Below are 18,444 nucleotides of genomic sequence, written 5' to 3'. Positions count from 1 at the left end.
AGATCAGCCGGAAACACCAAAAGCCCATTATCCCCCCAGTCTACTCCCAGTCTATCCAAAAACTGATCTGTAAAATGGGGCGGGTGAAATCCCGGACAGATAACAGTAGTTATAGTTGTTGAATGTTCCATTCCCACAGGTAAATGATATGACCAAACTATTAGTAGTGGCAACCGGAAACCCTGGTAAGTTAAATGAAATGCTGGCTTATCTGGGTGGTATCGATGTGAAATTGCAGCTTAAGCCCGATAATTTGGACGTTGAAGAGACCGGAAACACATTTTTGGAGAATGCCTGCCTAAAAGCCAGTGAAGTGGCAAAGGCGACGGGAGAATGGGCGATCGCAGATGATTCAGGACTAGCCGTAGATGCCCTAGGGGGAATGCCAGGAGTATATTCAGCCCGGTATGCGTCCACCGATAGCGATCGCATTAGTAAATTACTCAAAGAACTGGAAACCGCCGCCGACCGTAGCGCCCAATTTATTTGTGCGATCGCCATATCTCGTCCTGATGGTTCTATTGTCCAACAAGTCCAAGGAATATGTCCAGGAGTGATTGCCCAAACCCCCCAAGGTCAAGGAGGTTTTGGCTACGACCCCATTTTTTATGTTCCTGAGCAGCAAATGACCTTTGCCCAAATGTCTCCAGAACTCAAGCGAAAAATCTCCCACCGAGGAAAAGCCTTTGACCTATTACTTCCCCAACTGAGTACCCTTCTCAATGGGTAGGAAACCAGATCACTTATTGATCGTGCGATCGTCTCAAGGCGTGGATAAGAAACTCCCACCACTACTTCCCCAGGTGGGAGAGGCTTCATGGCGGGGAATAATCGCCGAAAGCGTTTAAATTGCTTCTAGGTTCTTTTCTCCTGTGCGGATACGAATAATTTGCTCAACTGGAGAGACAAATATTTTACCGTCTCCAATTTCACCGGTACGAGAAGCCGATACGATTTTCTCTACAACCATATCAACGTGCTCATCTTCGACCACAATTTCCACCTTGAGTTTTTGTAGGAACTCAACTGTATATTCCGAACCCCGATAACGCTCAGTCTGACCCTTCTGGCGGCCAAACCCGCGAACTTCCGAAACCGTCATTCCAACAATGCCAGCATTGACCAGGGCAATCTTGACTTCATCAAGTTTAAATGGCCGAATAATGGCTTCTATCTTTTTCAAGGTTTTCACTCCTAACGCTTACTGTTTGACAATCCTACACTTGGCAGTTGGGTTTAGTGCCTGCTGATCAGGTCTTCCAGGGAATCGGTCGAACTTTCTTTAAGATCAGCTCACCAGCTATCTAAGATACTACCAGTTCGATGCAAATCTCCCCAGGGGGTAGACATTCGACCCCGATTTATTCAGCCATACATAGCCCAAACCATTTGATATCACTATCAAAGCCCCGCAATTGGTAAATCGTGATACAATTGCAGGAAAGCCTCAACCCCCTAACCCTATCGGAACCAACCGTTAGGCCTGATAGTGGCGGCTTAACAATGTAAAATCTTGTTAAAACCCTAACCGCCCAGTCCCCTTAAACAAATTCCTTACTAAAATAGAGGTTTTAACTCAACAATATAGTTAAATTAGAGGAGCGATCGTGCAACTTCAAACTAAAATTGCTGCGGGGCGTGCAACAGGTGCGTTTGCGCTCATTGATAGTCTTAAACGTCATGGCGTACAGCACATTTTTGGCTATCCTGGTGGAGCTATTCTCCCCATTTATGATGAACTGTATCGAGCCGAAGCTGAGGGCGGTATACAGCATATCCTAGTTCGCCATGAACAGGGGGCATCCCACGCGGCTGATGGGTATGCCAGAGCTACCGGACGAGTGGGAGTGTGCTTTGGTACATCAGGACCAGGAGCGACTAACCTAGTTACTGGCATTGCTACGGCTCACATGGACTCGATACCAATGGTAATCATTACCGGACAGGTAGCCCGCCCCGCCATTGGTACAGATGCTTTCCAGGAAACAGATATTTTCGGCATTACCCTACCAATAGTCAAACATTCCTATGTGGTTCGTGAACCGGGTGATATGGCTCGCATTGTGGCGGAAGCCTTCCATATTGCCAGCACAGGCCGTCGGGGTCCGGTACTCATAGACGTTCCCAAAGATGTAGGTTTAGAGGAATTTGATTATATTCCGGTTAATCCAGGAGAGGTTTCTTTACCTGGCTATCGTCCTACTGTTAAAGGCAATGTTCGCCAAATCAACCAAGCTATTAAACTTATAGAAGAAGCAGAACGTCCGCTGATGTATGTCGGTGGTGGGGCGATTTCCGCCGGAGCCCATGCAGAAATTGCGGAATTAGCAGAGCTTTTTCAGATTCCTGTAACTACCACATTAATGGGGAAAGGTTCTTTTGATGAAAAGCATCCCCTGTCTGTGGGAATGTTGGGAATGCACGGAACAGCCTATGCTAACTTTGCTGTTAGTGAATGTGATTTGTTAATAGCTGTGGGGGCGCGATTTGACGATCGCGTTACGGGGAAACTTGATGAATTTGCCTCTAGGGCGAAGGTGATTCATATTGACATTGACCCGGCGGAAGTTGGTAAAAACCGCACGCCGGAAGTGCCAATTGTCGGAGATGTTCGCCAGGTGTTGATAGACCTGTTGCGCCGCTGCCGGGAAATTGGAGATGTCGGCAACGATAATCAAACTCAATCCTGGTTAGAGCGGATTAACCGTTGGCGGGAAGATTATCCCCTGGTGGTTCCCTCTTATTCTGATAGTCTCTCTCCCCAAGAGGTGATCGCAGAATTAGGAAAAATGGCACCGGATGCGTACTATACCACAGATGTGGGTCAGCACCAAATGTGGGCGGCTCAATTTTTGAAAAATGGCCCCCGTCAGTGGATATCTAGCGCTGGGTTAGGAACTATGGGCTATGGTATCCCGTCGGCTATGGGAGCTAAAGTGGCTTTGAGCGATCGTGAGGTGATTTGTATTGCTGGGGATGCCAGTGTGCAAATGAACATCCAGGAGCTGGCTACTATAGCACAATATGGCATAAATGTCAAGACTGTAATTATTAATAACGGTTGGCAGGGTATGGTCCGCCAGTGGCAACAAGCCTTTTATGGTGAGCGCTATTCGGCTTCTAACATGGAAATCGGAATGCCAGATTTTGAAATGTTAGCACGTTCCTATGGGGTAAAAGGCATGGTCGTTAAGAGTCGTGACGAATTACACCAAGCACTAGCGGAAATGTTGGCTTATGAGGGTCCTGTGCTGATGGATGTTCATGTTACTAAGGATGAAAATTGTTATCCTATGGTAGCACCAGGAAAGAGCAATGCTCAGATGATAGGATTACCTGAACGCCGGCAGTTAGAAAAAGCGGTTGAGTTAATCTATTGCAGTAATTGTGGGGCGAAAAATGTCGCCAGTAACAATTTCTGTCCTGAGTGTGGCACGAAACTGTAAACAGTCATCTATCACCTAGTAAATAGTAGGGACAAGGTTGGTCTTGTCTCTACTGGGTCAATTATGGATATTCTGTTATCTGGCGACATATCAGTTAATAGGGGGAAGCGGTTAACCTTCCGTCGGAATAGAAAATAAGATGATCAGCCAAATCTGGATTTTTTAAGAGTAGTTGATATTGGGTGGGCGCAAACTTAATCACTTCGTAGTCAAGAGTTTTTAAGGAGTTTTTCGGCCAGGGTAAAAAGGAAGTTTCGGGGTTAGACAAGTTGAATTGATAAATCTCTGGGGTATCTTGTCTAATTAAAATTGTATCGTCCAATTCGCGTAAATTATGGTGCATGACTGTCTGAATGCTATTGGTGGTAAATTGTACCCTTTCAAAGGGTCCGTCACCGGGTTCGCGACTAAATGCGATCGCATATTTTTCACCCCCCCCAAATAGATACAAACCCTGTATTAAACCGGTCCGATAAATATAAGCACCCCGGTAATTATCAGGAATAGCAGTAATAATAGCGGGGGTATTAGGGTTATCTTGTAACATCCCCAAAAGAATATTTTGAGAAATTGAACCAGCCACCTGCCAATTTTGGTTCAAAGATTGAACAGTCAACCCAAAAATCAACAGTAAAATTGAGGAGACGACCAAAATCAGCCGGATATTCATACACAAACACGCGAGGACTACTGCTAGATAAATTGACGCAAACCCAGAACCGAAATAGAGGTATCTTTCCCCTTGGGTGTCTGTAATTGACACAAATACATTGATAGCAGGTAAAACCGCTACAAAAAAACTACCTGCTAAAAACAGCAGTAAAGGGGGGATAGTTGGGTCGGGAGTGCGGCTTTTAAACAGTAAGGAAGTACAAGCTAAGGACAGGAGAACAATTAGCCAAAAAATCGATAACCACAGACTAAAATTAGAGTTAAAAATCGGGGGCAGAAAAGTCCTAGTTGGGTAGATAATCAAATTTTGGGCAATATGAGCCCAATCAAACCTTAAATGAATATCCTCACCGTATCCCCCTACCAGTGTACCAATTTTGATAACTCTCCAGATAAAATAAACTGCTAAAACTGCCACATAGGGAATAATTAAGCCTAGTCTTTTTTTCCACAATTTCCCATCTTTTTTATTGGTAAAATAGTCGTAAATTTCAAACAAAATAATCAACCCAGGAAAGGTGACGAGAGATTCCTTTGATAGCACTGCCATAAAAAATAGCAGTAGAGATAATATATAAGGATATTTATATCGGGAATTTCTGCCGATTAAATAAGCGATAAAAGCTACAAACCCAAAAAAGCTAGAGATGACATCTGTGCGCGCAGAAATCCACGAAACTGCTTCGGTGTGACTAGGAAGTAGTAAAAATACAAACCCGGAAATATAGGGTAAAACTATTTTATAGTGGCGACCAATGGGAAAATTACGAACTAATAAACTAGCAGTCCAACCTACTGCTAAAGCATTGCTGAGATGAAATCCCAAATTAGTTAAATGATAACCGAGGGGGTCATTACCCCAAATTTGATAATCTAGGAAACTGATTAAACTCAGAACCGGACGAAAAAACAAAGATTGACCATGTTGTTGATTGACCCACAATCCCCAAGGTCCGACCTGTTCAAAAATGGCAATTAACACTAAATCATCTGACAGAAAAAATGAGTTAATAATAGGATAATAGCAAACTATACCTGCCAGAGCGATAATGACAATTAATATAGCCCGATAAATAAGGAGCGATCGCCCTTGATTAATTTTGAACATTAAACTTAACTTTTTCCCCAATGATGAATTGAATATGTCCTAAGTATCAGCCTCCACGCCAGAGGCTGTCCAGGGAGTTAGAATAACATAACATCCTATCAGTTCAACCTTAAACCTAGGAACGAAATAACGCCTAACTACGTCAAACTAGGTCATCTGTATATTAGCCGAGTGGTTGAAAAGGCGATCGCAAAACTTAAAATATCCTCATAGGCTACCAGACATCAACTCAAGACTTGAATTGTAGATCAAGGTTCCTCAGTTCCGGACGTGCTATCCTCCTTTGTGAGTGTGTGAACATCGAGAGGAGTGAATAACATGGTATCAACACCAGTCCCTTCCCAGAACGTCAAACTATCGCGCCCAGTAGCGAATTCAGTCAACCCGGCCAAAACCCGTCCCGTCTTTGGGGGGGGAACTTCCTAGTAGTCCCCTATTTGGTACAGACGGCATTCGCGGGCGAGTCGGAGAACTTCTAAACGCACCGCTGGCGCTACAGGTAGGCTTTTGGGCTGGACAAATTCTCCGCCAGCAACAGGAAAATCTCGGCCCTGTCATCCTGGCACAAGATACCCGGATTTCGGGTAATATGTTAGCGATGGCCCTATCGTCGGGGTTAACGGCGGCGGGACTAGAAGTATGGAATTTAGGAGTTTGTCCTACTCCGGGAGTAGCCTACCTCACCCAAACCTGTAAAGCTATGGGTGGGGTGATGATATCCGCCAGCCACAACCCCCCAGAAGATAACGGAATCAAATTTTTTGGCGCAGACGGCACAAAACTCTCCAGCGACCTCCAGAAGCAAATAGAAGCAGCCCTACGGGGGGCGGAAGCCTTCCCGGTTTATTCTGATTCCTGTGGACAACATTACTACAGACCGGAATTAGTCCAGAATTATGCTGATTCTCTGTATCGTCCCCTGCTACCAACTACTAACCTACAGGGAATGCGGGTGGTTTTGGATCTGGCTTGGGGGGCGGCGGTAAATATTGCACCTCAAGTATTTAGAGAAATGGGAGCCGAAGTGATTTGTTTACATGAGTCTCCCAACGGTCATCAAATTAATGTTAACTGTGGGTCTACGCACCTGGACCTACTCCGCGAAGCTGTTATAGAACATCAAGCCCATTTAGGATTTGCTTTTGATGGAGACGCAGATCGGGTGTTAGCGGTCGATAGCAGGGGTCGTACCGTTGACGGCGACTATATCCTGTACTTCTGGGGGCAGACCCTCAGAAACGCGCAGCAACTGCCCGAGGATTTGATTATTTCTACGGTTATGGCAAACTTGGGATTTGAGAGAGCCTGGGAAAAACAGGGAGGAAAAATGATCCGCACCCCGGTGGGAGATCAGCACGTCCACAGCGAAATGAAGCGGACGGGATCTATGTTGGGGGGTGAACAGTCGGGCCATATCCTCTGTCATCACTACAGCATCACAGGAGATGGTCTACTGACGGCATTACACCTAGCAGCTTTAGTGAAGCGATCGCAAAAATCGCTCAACCAACTGGTGGATGATAGTTTCCTCACCTATCCTCAACTGTTACGAAATGTCAGAGTTGAGAACCCGGACAGCCGCCGTAATTGGAAAAACTGCGAACCTCTACAAAATGCGATCGCTAATGCTGAAGCTGATATGGGGGATCAAGGTCGTATACTGGTGCGCGCTTCTGGTACTGAACCGCTGATCAGAGTTATGGTAGAAGCGGCTAACCCTAACCTGGTGCAATATTGGTGCGATCGCTTAGTGGGAGTGGTGCAACAATACTTAATTGCCTAATCTCCCCTAATGATGGGCATAACAGGGCGGATCAGATTGGGCAGTCCCCTAATTGTTGGTATATAATTTCGATTAGCGTGACCAAACAAGGCGGTTTTTAGTCGGGGAGCAAGTTACAAATGCCTAGTTACTGCCCAACTTAGAATTGAAMCCAAAATGGCATCTAAGACTAAATCCAAAAAAAAGAAGTCCCGGAAAAAAAAGTCCAAACAAAAGCAGAAAAAGCCGACCCTAACTAAAGCCCAACTTAAAGCTAAACAGCGCCAGTTTGCTAAAGACGTTAAAGCTGTTCTAGGCACTGTAATTCCCACTCTAATTGTTGGTGCGATCGTTGGGGTGGCTCTGTTTTTCGTCAAAGATGAAAGACTCGCCATTGCTGGTGGTGGTGGCATATTAGTCTTGGTTCTTTGCTATAAATACCCCCGTCATGGTCTCTGGGGTTTCCTAATCTATATGCCCTTCTCTGGAACTATTACTTACTGGATTGGGGGCGGAAATGTCATATTTCAGCTTGCCAAAGATGGCTTTTATTTTCCAGCCTTAGCTTCTATGTATAAAGACTGGAAAAGCAAAGGACTCCCTATCATTATTCCCAAGGCTCTTAAACAACCTCTGCTAATTCTTCTGGGTTTTTGTATTCTCACCATCATTTGCGTCAATGGCTTGCAACAACTTGACCCCAGACCGGGCGAGAAACCCATAGCTATGGGAATTTTGGGTTTAAAGGTATTTATGGGTTATATTCCCCTAATTACCTGTGCCTACTACCATATCAGAGACAAAAAAGATTTGCTGTTTTTAACTCGCATGACCCTAATACTGGCAATTATATGTTGCCTTTTGGGCATGGTACAATATCAATTTCTCGCCAGTGGTCGCTGTCAAGGAACTGACCATCTGACAGGAGACGATCTGTTTCAAGCAACCATCGAGTATAAGTGTTTCGTAGGCGGATCTTTAGTTTTTAGCCCCTCCCAAAATATGATCCGACTTCCGGGAACGTTTGTCGCTCCTTGGCAGTGGGCTTGGTTTTTAATTGCTAACGCCTTTTTTACCTTTGCTACCGCCTTTAGTGATCCATCAGGAAAATGGCGTATAGCCGGATTAATTGGCATGGCATTAGTATTTGTAAATGCTGTGATTTCTGGACAGCGTATTGCCTTAGCATTAGTGCCGGTAGTGACAATTATTCTACTGGTTCTCACTGGACAAATTGCTAATCTCAAGCGCTTTATTCCTATTGGTGGGGGTCTCGGATTACTTTTGGGTATAGTCATGATTGTTAACCCAGAAATGGTTCAGGAACGAGTTGATAGTTTTGTCAGTCGGTGGAATGCTTCCCCTCCCACCGACTTTATTTCCGGGCAGTTTGATCAAAGCAGTGGCGCACAACGGGGAATCCTTGGTAATGGTCTCGGACGAGCGACTAACTCCGCTCGTGTTTTTGGCAGAACTCGATTGATTGAAACTTACTATCCCAAGCTGATTTATGAAATTGGACCCCTAGGGACGATCGCTTTTCTATTTTTTGTAACTGTGATTACTTTCACGGCTTTTAAAACTTACCGTTCCGTTAAAGAAAAAAGCCTCCGCAGTTTTGGGGCTTCTTTCTGGGTGTTTGTTTTGGTGATTAGTTACAACACCTATTATTATCCCCTCGATGTTGACCCGGTAGCGGTTTATTATTGGTACTTTGCCGGGGTTATCTATAAATTACCGGAAATTGATAAGCAAGAAATTAAACGACTCATAGAAGAAGGAGAATTAGATGAAGATGAAATATAATATCTCAAAATCTCCTTATGCAATAACTTGTCAAAAACTGGCAACCATGACTAATAAATGCCCGCGAACATAGCCATCATTATCCCCCGACTATGTGGCGGTCTAGTTAGGTGTCTCTTCGTCCCCAAATTCGCTTTTTTGACAGAGTTAGGATAAACTATATTTATGGTCTAGCATGGGTTAGCTGTTGATTAACTACGGCTTAGATAACCAGTGGGAATATTTAATTTCAATCATCCACCCTTCCCCTCGACCTAATTAGCAAACAACAGGCAATTGATAGCTATGAAAATTATTGTCGCTAGTCACACTTATATTGTTGATCTCAACCGGGAGAAACTGCGGATTTTAGCTAACCTTGAACCGGGTATTGAGGTTATAGTGATTGTACCCCGTCTTTGGAACCCTGGCGGTGTCCAAAGTGAGCAGGTTAAATCCGAACCTGTGGATGAGGGAAATTTTAAGGTGGTTCCTATATCTAACCTTAGTCAAAATAACCAAGGTTTGCTGACTTTTGGTCTGGATTTAATTCCTCTGTTACAATCGTTTAAACCTGATATTATCCAAATCGAGCAAGGGGCAAAAGCCTTAACCTATGCTGAATTTATTACCCTAAATAAACTCCTAGGTATAGGCGCGAAAAATGTGTTTTTTACCTGGTGGAATTTACCATATACTCTCAAATTTCCCGTGTCGCTACTGGAACAATATAACCTAGGTAACACTGATGGTATTATTGTAGGAAACCAGGACGGGGCGGAAATTTTGCGCGACCATGGATATCAAGGACCGATGGAGGTGATGCCTCAATTAGGAGTCGATGAAACCCTATTTAAACCGGAACCACAACCGGAATTAAGGGCGGAATTAGGCATAGAACCGGATACCTTTGTGGTAGGCTTCGTTGGTCGGTTTGTGGAAGAAAAAGGACTAATCACCCTAGCTAAAGCATTAGCTAAGGTCAAACATCACCCTTGGAAATGGTTACTACTAGGGCGGGGAGAGCTGCGATCGCAACTTTTAGACCTAGCTCAGGAATTAGGGATTCAAGACCGGCTAATTATAGTCGAGAGTGTCGCCCATGACCGGGTTTGGCAATATATCAATGTCATGAATACCCTAGTTTTACCCTCGGAAACCACCTACAAATTTAAAACCCTAACCTCCATCGGCTGGAAAGAACAATTCGGCCACGTTCTCATCGAAGCTATGGCTTGCCAAGTTGCCCTAATTGGTTCGGACTCTGGGGAAATTCCCTATGTAATTGACCAAGCTGGGTTAGTCTTCCCGGAAGGGAACCCCGAAGCTCTGGCGGACTGCCTAGAAAAGTTAATCAGTAACCCAGACTTGACCCAAGAACTAGGTCAACGGGGATATGAGCGAGCCCTCTCCTGCTACACTAACCATGCCCTAGCCAAGCAACAGTTGGAATTCTATAAACAACTTTGAACTCCCGGAAAATGCAGTATTTCCCAAGGACACAGGTTCCGCCCTAGAATTTTCAAAAATTGGTAGTCTAAAATACCGATTTATCGACAGTTAGCCCTAATATTAGAAGGCGATCGCATTATGAAACCACCACTGGCAGCCCCAAATCCTTTCCGCGCTCTCAAGATTACTGACCAAAGCACTAACCACACCATAAACTAGCCAAAGGCATATCTGATGATTGTTTCAAGTTTATATTTAGGCTGTGAATCAAATATTCACACTCAGAATATGTGGTCAAAGCCTGAGTGAGCAACTGCCAATAAACTGTGTACGGGAGTTTATGGAGAATAACTTGAAAATTCGTGATGCACTCGAAAACGATTTACCCCAAATTATCGAAATTTACAATTTAGCCGTTCCCCAAAAAATCGCCACGGCTGACCTAGAGCCAATTTCCGTTGAGAGTCGGTTAGGCTGGTATCGGGAATGTCAGTCAGCCCAACGCCCCCTATGGGTCGTGGAAATTGGCGGTCGCATAATTGGATGGTTGAGTTTTCAGGCGTTCAAGAAGCGAGCCGCCTATGATGCTACTGCCGAACTGAGTATATACATCCATACTGACTATCAGGGACAGGGAATTGGCAAAAAACTACTCCATCAAGCCATAGAAGAAGGGCCAAAGTTTGGCTGTGAAACTCTACTGGCTCTAATTTTTGCCCATAACCAACCCAGCCTGAAACTCTTTGACAGTTTTGGCTTTCAACAATGGGGTTATCTCCCACAGATAGCTGTCATTGATGGAGTCAAACGGGATTTAGTGATTATGGGGCTGCACTTGTGTTGAGCCATGTTGAGCCAGAATATCCCGTAAGTGACCAACCACTTGCTCAGGCTGTTCGATCATGGCTAAATGTCCACAATTAGCAAGTTCAATCACATTTTGATAGCCACTGCGAAACAGATGATGAAAACTAGCCAGGTGGCGAACATATTGAGGTTCCATGATCTGATCGCACATTCCTGCCAAAAAATACACAGGCTGCTGTAATTGAGCCACCACTTGGGGGAGGCGATGCACTTCTGTCTCCGTAGTCGAATCCAATAAAGCACCTAAGGCCGCCTCTGGGTCCGCCATCACAAAATCAATTAATCGCTGGCGGCCCCATTCCCTAGAAACCGGACTAGCGACTTGCGCCCTGGTAAACAGCAAATCAATTAGAGGTAGGCAACAAAGCCATCGCGGACGAAACTTGACAATTTGTTCCCCTGTGACTCGGAAACGCTCAAATTCCTCTTTTAGGTAAATACCACCACCAGCATTCACGCAAACCACCCCCGCAATGCGATCGCTCAATTGCTGTGCCGCTAATAGTGCGATCGTCCCCCCTAAAGAATGTCCCACAAGCCAAGCCTTAGAGATATTTAACTCCTCGAGTAATATCCCTAAATCCTGAGCATAAGAAGCCGGAGCATAGTCACAAGAATATGGATGGCGACTGGCTAACTGAGAATCGCCAAACCCTCGCAAGTCATAGCATAAGCACTGATACTGAGGTTTTAGGCGATCGATTACAGGTTGCCAATACCGACGACTCAGCAGCCAGCCATGAATAAATACAACAACATCGGACCCATCTATTGGAGCCGTCAGATCATAGGCGTGTCCAACGCTGTGGATTTTAATAGTTGCCATAGATAACATCCTACTCTGAATCCGTCACCAGCTAAAAACTTGCGTACTAAGCAGATGATTCCCCTATAATTGACATAATTAGGGGTCGAGAGAGATGTCACCATCTCCCCCTCCCATTCAGAACCGTACGTGAGAGTTTCCCCTCATACGGCTCCTAGTCTGATTGTTCCATTGTTATGGACACAGCGTTGGCGTTATCTAACGCCGTCTTATCATCGTGGCAGTGGCGGTGCAGTAGCTGAAGATTCTTGTATTCATCCTTTCCACCGTGGCTTCGAGCTACAATGTGGTCTACTTCAACTAGGTCTGATGGGGTAAAGTATTGCCCACACCAGGTACACCTGCCTTTTTGCTTTTTGAGTAGTTTGGCTACCTTTGCTGGCGTGTCGATTGCTTGTCCTTTTCTGGTTGCCCAGTAAGTCCAATTTCCGTCATAAAGTGTTGCTTCGGGGCGCACTAGGGTATGTCTGACAATCGGCGTGTAGTTATGTTTCCACAACTGATGACCGTCCTCGGTTTGGAATAACCAAGTTTCATGCCTTTCTTTCCCATTACTGAGCTTGAGCGTTCCGGGTCTAAAGTAATTCCTCAGTTTTTCATGACTTGCCTTTCCGCATCTTGATACTGTCCATGCCCGTAACATCTTCCAGATTGTATGGTCTAGCTTGTTGAAGGTTTCGACTGAGACGACTCCTGAGTAGTAATTTGACCATCCCCGTATTATTGGGTTTAGTCTGCTTATCAGGGCTGACTGGGGTGCAGTTTTATGTTGTTTGATTACACCCTTAATCACTTCTGTATGAGCTTGAACTGCTTTGTTGCTGGGTTTTATGTGGGTTTTGTGTCCGATTAATCGGCTTGCTGTCCCACCTGTTTTTCCAGTTTTGTATTTTCCTACCGGGTATTGTCTGATGTTGAATCCTAAAAAATCAAAGCCTGGCTCTTCTGTTTTACCCTCACATTGTATGGGGTTAAGTGTATGACACACTCTGGTCTTTTCAGGTTTTATTTCTAATCCTACAGGTTTTAGCCATTCGGAAATAGCAGTTTTGCACTGTTCAATGATATCTAGTGATGGTGATATCACTACAAAATCATCGGCGTATCTCACTACTGTGGCTTGTACCACGTTCTTTTTCTTAGGATACATTGTTTCAATTAACCTACCCATACCCAACAGTGCGATGTTGGCGAGTATTGGACTTATTACCCCTCCAAGTGGAGTCCTAGCTTCTGTATCCTCGAATACGCCGTTATCTAGCACACCCGCTTTTAACCATTGTTTCAAGTCTCTTTTCAGGCTGCTTGGACAATGAATTTTGGACAGTAGGTAATCATGGTTCACGGTAAGAGCATTTTGTTATGGTCGAAAGGGAAGTCGCCTTCCCCAACTCCAATTCCAAACCGTACTTGAGACTTTCACCTCATACGGCTCCTGATGTGGATACCCCTTTGTCATTGGGAACAGGGCTACAACCCCCTGCTTTATGACCTCAACTTTCGGAGCTATATACAACCACGTAGTCATTAACTCGCTCTGGTCATAAACACTCTTAGTTGTCGCGGTCTCTATATCCACACCGTGACTAGTGGGCATATCCTAACCATTACAGTTAGGCATTAGCTTTCAGTCACATCCTTTTCCCTTAAAGGCATACGCTTACACTTTTCGCTACTCCACAGGTACATCCTGCCACTTGAGAGCCAATGAGGGGTTTAAACGTTCCATCTATGCGGGCATTCCATCTTTAGATTTGTCCTGTCCATCGGGGTACTTTAAAAGTCTATGTAGGTAGTTATAGCAGTCTCCTACTTTTCCCCTTACTCTTTTGAGCGCAGCGTATCAACCTGTTTCGCTACTGATGCTTTACGGTGGTTCAGCCGGACATTCGGTTTCCCTAATCATGGATGGTTGGCAGTGGTCGCATTTGGTAGTAGGTTCTACTTCACGCCTTCCGTTCCCCGCTTCAATCCTGGGGTTATGATTCCCAAAACTGGGGGTGGCTATCGCCGTTACTCTCAACCTTACGTTATACTCAAGGGGTTCACAACTCCCCTCTTTTTTTCGCTCAGTCTTGACCTTGAGTCTCTCTGCCTTATCTGGTTGTCGAAGCCAGATGTTGAGACACATAGATAGTTATGGGATGGTCAGGGGTGCGAATCCCTTATATTCCACCAAGGGGTGGAAGTCCCACTAGGAGGTTATTTAAGGCATTGCAGCCCTATTTCACTCCTAAACGTCTCGCACATCGCCGTTACCCTTATTTCCTAACTTTTACTTATCCATTTCTGGACTTCCTACGAGGAATTTGTATAAGTTAGTTCATTTGACCTTGGGTTCCCTGCCTTGTTTTGTATATTTCTATACCAAACTTTGGGACATATAAACAGTTGTGAGGATGGTCAGGAGTGCGCTCCTTATATTCAACCAAGGGCTTGAAATCCCCACCGGGTAGTTATTTCGGGCATTTCAGCCCTATTTCATACCCGAACGTCTCGCACTACAACACGTAGTCTTTAAACTCGCTTTCGTCATCAAACTCTTACTTGTCGCGGTCTCTATATCCACACCGTGACTAGTGGGCATATCCTAACCATTACAGTTAGGCATTGGCTTTCAGTCACATCCTTTCCCCTTAAAGGTATACGCTTACACTTTTCACTACTGTGCAGGTACATCCTGCCACTTGAGAGCCTAAAAGGGGTTTAAACGTTCCGTTTATACGGGCATTCCATCTTTAGATTTGTCCTATCCACCGGGGTACTTTTAAAAGTCTGTGTAGGTGATGTCATGATTACCCTACTTTTCCCCTTGCTCTTTTGAACGCAGCGTATCAACCTGTTTCGCTGCTAAATCATTACGATGGTTCAAGCCGGACATTCGGTTTCCCTAATCATGGATGGTTGGCAGTGGTCGCATTTGGTAGTAGGTTCTACTTCACGCCTTCCGTTCCCCGMTTCAATCCTGGGGCTATGATTCCCAAAACTGGGGGTGGCTATCGCCGTTACTCTCAACGCAATTGTTAAGGAATCATTAATATTTCCAGTTTGGCGTTTTGACCTTGAGTTCCCTGCCTTGTTTTGTATATTTCTATACCAAACGTTGGGACATATAAACAGTTATGGGATGGTCAGGGTACGAGTCCCTTATATTTCACCAAGGGGTGAAAGTCCCACTCGGAGGTTATTTCAGGCATTGCAGCCTTATTTGACTCCTAAACGTCTCGCACCATGCCGTTTACTCTATCTTCCGCCTTATTCGCCAGACCTCAACAAGATAGAGAAATGTTGGTCGTGGTTGAAAGCCCGCATTCGCCATTGCACGTGAGCAGTTTGATTCTCTCCATGATGCCATGGATTATGTTCTCAAGGCTGCGTCCTAACCGTATTGACTAGTGCTATAACACCATGCCGCAATCATGCTCATCCTGCCCTGCCTCTTCCCGGATTTGAGGGCATCGAAGCGTTGTCCTTCCTCGCAGTAACCATAAGGATAATCCGAGTCTTGACTATTCATGCCAGCTTCATCGAGGTAAACCAACTCTTCCGGCTCCATCTTTTCAATATGAGCAATAAACTCCTCTCGCTGTTGCTCATCACGTTCTTGGTAGCCGTAAGTTTTTTTTCTGGTGAAGCCAATTTTCTTCAAGGCTCTGGATATGGTGCGAGGAGAGATGTCGTCATCCCAAAGTTGAGCCATCTGAGCGGAGGTTTTGTCGCCATGCTCTTAGGCAAAAGCCTTGAATTTRTGCCAGTCGGTAATTTAGTGGCTATGACCAGGTGGGCGATTARGTTTAGGGAGGAAGTCGCCGGTGTGTTCTTTTCTTTGCAGCCAGAGATTGATGGTGTTCCTGCTGACATGGAAAACTTGACTGGCTTCGGTTTTGGGTATACCGTCTAGTTCAATTGCATTAATAACTTTTTGTCTAAGGTCGTAACTGTAGGGGGCTGGCCTTTTGGGTCTTCTGTAGATATCCTTGCCATTATACGTCCTAACTTTTCTGTCTTGTGCTATATGTGCAGGTAGTCGTATGAGCCCCCTACTTTTCCCCTTGCCCTTTTGGGCGCAGCGTGTCAACCTATTTCGCTGCTAATGTATTACCATGGTTCAAGTCGGACATTCAGTTTCCTTAATCATAGATGGTTGGCAGTGGTCGAGTAGGAGGTAGGTTCCTCCACACGCCTTCCGTTCCCCGCTTCAATCCTGGGGTTATGATTCCCCAAACTGGGGGTGGCTATCGCCGTTACCCTCTGCTCTGTGATTTCTCAGTTCGCTTAGGACTTTGGGTTCCCTGCCTTGCTTAGTTCCCTAAGCGTCGGGACATATAAACAGTTATGAGGATGGTCAGGAGTGCGATCCTTATATCCAAATTCGGGGCTGTAATCCTCACCGGGTAGTGATTTAGGGCATTTCAGCCCTATTTCATACCCGAACGTCTCGCACCATGCGCTTACATTTTTCACTACTGCCTTGTGAATAGCATTACTCACTTGTTTATAGGCAGACCATTAGAGGGGTTACAACGTTCCGTTTATACGGGCATTCCATCTTGAGATTTGTCCTGTCCACCGGGGTACTTTAAAGGTCTGTGCAGGTAGGTARAGAARMCYCCNACTTTTCCCCTTGTTCTTTTGAACGCAGCGTGTCAACCTATTTCGCTACCTAATATTGACGGTGGTTCATGCCAGACATTCGGTTTCCCTAATCATGGATGGTTGGCAGTGGTCTCGTTTCTGGTGTTAGGTTACACCTTGGAGCCTTCCGTTCCCCGCTTCAATCTGACGGGGTGTGATTCCTAAAACTGGGGGTGGCTATCGCCGTTACCCTAACTCCCTAACTTTACTTATCCATTTCTGGGCTTCCTATAAGGAATTGTATGAGTTAGTTCGTTTTGACCTTGGGTTCCCTGCCTTGTTTGTATATTTTTATACCAAACGTTGGGACATATAAACAGTTATGGGATGGTCAGGGGACGAGTCATATTTTTCACAAAGGGGGGAAAGTCCCACTAGGAGGTTATTTCAGGCATTGCAGCCTTATTTGACTCCTAAACGTATCGCACTATTGGTAGGGGTCGAGAGGGAAGTCGCCTTCCCCCACTCCCATTCCAAACCGTGCTTGATACTTTCGCATCACACGGCTCCTGATGTAGATACCCCTTGGCAACGGGAACAGGGTTACCAACCCCTGCTTTTGTACTTCAACTTTTGGAGCTAAATACAACATCGTAGTATTTAAACTCGCTTTCGCCGTTAAACTCCTGTTGATTGCAGTAACTATATCTACACCGTGACTAGTGGGCATATCCTAACCATTACAATTAGGCCTTGGCTTTCAGTCACATCCCTTCCCCTTAAAGGCATACGATTACACTTTCACTGCTCAACAAGATGTACTTGTCGAGAGCCTAAAAAGGGGTTTAAACGTTCCGTTTATATGGGCATTCCATCTGTAGACTTGTCCTTTCCACCGGGGTACTTTTAAAGGTCTGTGTAGGTAGTGAATGAAAACTCCTACTTTTCCCCTTGCTCTTTTGAGCGCAGCGTATCAACCTATTTCGCTACTTAATAWTTACGATGGTTCAAGCCGGACATTCGGTTTCCCTAATCATGGATGGTTGGCAGTGGTCGCRTYTGGTAGTAGGTTCTACTTCACGCCTTCCGTTCCCCGCTTCAATCCTGGRGTTRTGATTYCCAAAACTGGGGGTGGCTATCGCCGTTACTCTCAACCTTACGTTATACTCAAGGGGTTCATAACTTTCCCTCTTTTTTTTCGCTCAGTTTTGACCTTGAGTCTCTCTGCCTTATCTGGTTGTCGAAGCCAGATGTTGAGACACATAGATAGTTATGGGATGGTCAGGGGTGCGAATCCCTTATATTCCACCAAGGGGTGTAAGTCCCACTAGGAGGTTATTTCAGGCATTGCAGCCCTATTTCACTCCTAAACGTCTCGCACGTTATATCAGCGTCTAGCACATAATAACTTTCGTGTTTGATACTTAGATATANTTCTGGYTATTGCATCTTGGGCAGACCGTCCAGGACGGAACCCGTAGCTTGTGCCTTCAAATCTCGATTCCCATTCTGGTTCGAGAGCCGACTTAACCAAGGCTTGCCTTGCTCTGTCTTGGATTGTGGGTATTCCTATTCCAGCTTTTTTCATCCCTTCCAGGTTTTGGAATCCACACCCGTCGCAGTGGTTTTGCTTTGAGGTTTCCCTTAATGCTCTCAGCAAGTTCAAACCTTTGTCTTGGAGATATTACTTTTACTCCATCAACACCGGCTGTTTTCTTGCCTTGACCCGCTTGGGGGGCGGGTTTATTAAGCTGACTGTTGGGAAGCATGGCTGACCGTGGAACCCGCCCCTACAGTCGCACTGCTAGGAGCCTGGAATAAACTGATTTCACCAATAGACGTTGCACCCATCTTACCTTTGCATCTTGTCCCGATTTAGCTGCATGGAATATACTCTTTTGGAGCTTGAACACTTTCAGATGAACCTTAGTCAACGGGATTGCCTTCCATG

At 45.2% G+C, this 18,444-nt stretch carries 11 protein-coding genes and 5 pseudogenes; 8 read left to right on the top strand and 8 right to left on the bottom strand.

Annotated elements, in window-relative coordinates:
* Nucleotides 1–148: 148 nt before the first annotated feature.
* Nucleotides 149–730, top strand: a complete 582-nt coding sequence (gene rdgB / locus B9T16_RS14520) for an RdgB/HAM1 family non-canonical purine NTP pyrophosphatase (protein ID WP_410245099.1) — start codon at nucleotides 149–151, stop codon at nucleotides 728–730.
* 114 nt (nucleotides 731–844) lie between these two features.
* Here the strand turns inward: rdgB and B9T16_RS14515 are convergent, their stop codons facing one another.
* Nucleotides 845–1,183, bottom strand: a complete 339-nt coding sequence (locus B9T16_RS14515; RefSeq protein ID WP_006616905.1) for a P-II family nitrogen regulator — start codon at nucleotides 1,181–1,183, stop codon at nucleotides 845–847.
* 424 nt (nucleotides 1,184–1,607) lie between these two features.
* Between B9T16_RS14515 and ilvB the strand changes: the two genes are divergently transcribed.
* Nucleotides 1,608–3,446, top strand: a complete 1,839-nt coding sequence (ilvB, locus tag B9T16_RS14510) for a biosynthetic-type acetolactate synthase large subunit (RefSeq protein ID WP_410245098.1) — start codon at nucleotides 1,608–1,610, stop codon at nucleotides 3,444–3,446.
* A gap of 94 nt (nucleotides 3,447–3,540) precedes the next feature.
* Here the strand turns inward: ilvB and B9T16_RS14505 are convergent, their stop codons facing one another.
* Entirely contained in the window at nucleotides 3,541–5,226 is a 1,686-nt protein-coding gene (locus tag B9T16_RS14505; protein WP_410245097.1) for a hypothetical protein, read from the bottom strand.
* 318 nt (nucleotides 5,227–5,544) lie between these two features.
* Here B9T16_RS14505 and glmM point away from each other — a divergent pair.
* The 4 genes and pseudogenes from glmM (at nucleotide 5,545) to B9T16_RS14485 (ending at nucleotide 11,069) form a co-directional block, all read left to right on the top strand.
* A pseudogene (gene glmM, locus B9T16_RS14500) lies at nucleotides 5,545–7,009 on the top strand (phosphoglucosamine mutase).
* Between the two features lie 156 nt (nucleotides 7,010–7,165).
* Nucleotides 7,166–8,794 (top strand): hormogonium polysaccharide biosynthesis protein HpsL, encoded by a 1,629-nt coding sequence (gene hpsL, locus B9T16_RS14495; RefSeq protein WP_410245096.1) that lies wholly within the window; start codon nucleotides 7,166–7,168, stop codon nucleotides 8,792–8,794.
* Between the two features lie 285 nt (nucleotides 8,795–9,079).
* Nucleotides 9,080–10,243 (top strand): hormogonium polysaccharide biosynthesis glycosyltransferase HpsO, encoded by a 1,164-nt coding sequence (hpsO, locus tag B9T16_RS14490; protein ID WP_410245095.1) that lies wholly within the window; start codon nucleotides 9,080–9,082, stop codon nucleotides 10,241–10,243.
* Between the two features lie 322 nt (nucleotides 10,244–10,565).
* Nucleotides 10,566–11,069, top strand: coding sequence for an N-acetyltransferase family protein (locus tag B9T16_RS14485; protein ID WP_410245094.1), 504 nt, complete (start codon nucleotides 10,566–10,568; stop codon nucleotides 11,067–11,069).
* On the opposite strand, the gene B9T16_RS14480 is transcribed toward B9T16_RS14485, so the two are convergent.
* Nucleotides 11,040–11,927, bottom strand: coding sequence for an alpha/beta fold hydrolase (locus B9T16_RS14480; RefSeq protein ID WP_014276190.1), 888 nt, complete (start codon nucleotides 11,925–11,927; stop codon nucleotides 11,040–11,042). The two genes, B9T16_RS14485 and B9T16_RS14480, sit on opposite strands and share 30 nt — an antisense overlap.
* Nucleotides 11,928–12,072: 145 nt before the next feature.
* Complete coding sequence (locus B9T16_RS14475) at nucleotides 12,073–13,263, bottom strand: group II intron reverse transcriptase (protein ID WP_410245093.1); 1,191 nt, start codon at nucleotides 13,261–13,263, stop codon at nucleotides 12,073–12,075.
* Between the two features lie 517 nt (nucleotides 13,264–13,780).
* Between B9T16_RS14475 and B9T16_RS14470 the strand changes: the two are divergent.
* Nucleotides 13,781–13,970, top strand: a pseudogene (locus tag B9T16_RS14470) (hypothetical protein); the annotation flags it as partial.
* 1,174 nt (nucleotides 13,971–15,144) lie between these two features.
* Nucleotides 15,145–15,301 (top strand): annotated as a pseudogene (locus B9T16_RS14465) (transposase); the annotation flags it as partial.
* A 17-nt stretch (nucleotides 15,302–15,318) separates the two neighbouring features.
* Here B9T16_RS14465 and B9T16_RS14460 read toward each other — a convergent pair.
* From B9T16_RS14460 to B9T16_RS14445, 4 genes and pseudogenes are all read right to left on the bottom strand, one after another.
* A pseudogene (locus tag B9T16_RS14460) lies at nucleotides 15,319–15,891 on the bottom strand (IS630 transposase-related protein); the annotation flags it as partial.
* Nucleotides 15,892–17,828: 1,937 nt separating this feature from the next.
* Nucleotides 17,829–18,081, bottom strand: a pseudogene (locus tag B9T16_RS14455) (hypothetical protein).
* Nucleotides 18,020–18,262, bottom strand: coding sequence for a hypothetical protein (locus tag B9T16_RS14450; protein WP_014277121.1), 243 nt, complete (start codon nucleotides 18,260–18,262; stop codon nucleotides 18,020–18,022). Before B9T16_RS14450 ends, B9T16_RS14455 begins: the two are co-directional and overlap by 62 nt.
* Before the next feature lie 21 nt (nucleotides 18,263–18,283).
* Nucleotides 18,284–18,444 (bottom strand): reverse transcriptase N-terminal domain-containing protein (locus B9T16_RS14445; RefSeq protein WP_410245100.1); only part of this gene is annotated, 161 nt, incomplete at its 5' end.

Origin of the sequence: Arthrospira sp. PCC 8006, assembly GCF_046480465.1 — a bacterium.
Lineage (GTDB): Bacteria > Cyanobacteriota > Cyanobacteriia > Cyanobacteriales > Microcoleaceae > Limnospira > Limnospira platensis.
Note: the sequence above shows the minus strand (reverse complement) of the source record. Positions and strands in the feature narration are given on the sequence as shown.

Coding starts and splice junctions, on each gene's coding strand:
- B9T16_RS14480 (WP_014276190.1), bottom strand. CDS start 11,927: ATGTTATCTATGGCAACTATTAAAATCCACAGCGTTGGACACGCCTAT.
- rdgB (WP_410245099.1), top strand. CDS start 149: ATGACCAAACTATTAGTAGTGGCAACCGGAAACCCTGGTAAGTTAAAT.
- hpsO (WP_410245095.1), top strand. CDS start 9,080: ATGAAAATTATTGTCGCTAGTCACACTTATATTGTTGATCTCAACCGG.
- B9T16_RS14450 (WP_014277121.1), bottom strand. CDS start 18,262: ATGCTTCCCAACAGTCAGCTTAATAAACCCGCCCCCCAAGCGGGTCAA.
- B9T16_RS14505 (WP_410245097.1), bottom strand. CDS start 5,226: ATGTTCAAAATTAATCAAGGGCGATCGCTCCTTATTTATCGGGCTATA.
- B9T16_RS14485 (WP_410245094.1), top strand. CDS start 10,566: ATGGAGAATAACTTGAAAATTCGTGATGCACTCGAAAACGATTTACCC.
- hpsL (WP_410245096.1), top strand. CDS start 7,166: ATGGCATCTAAGACTAAATCCAAAAAAAAGAAGTCCCGGAAAAAAAAG.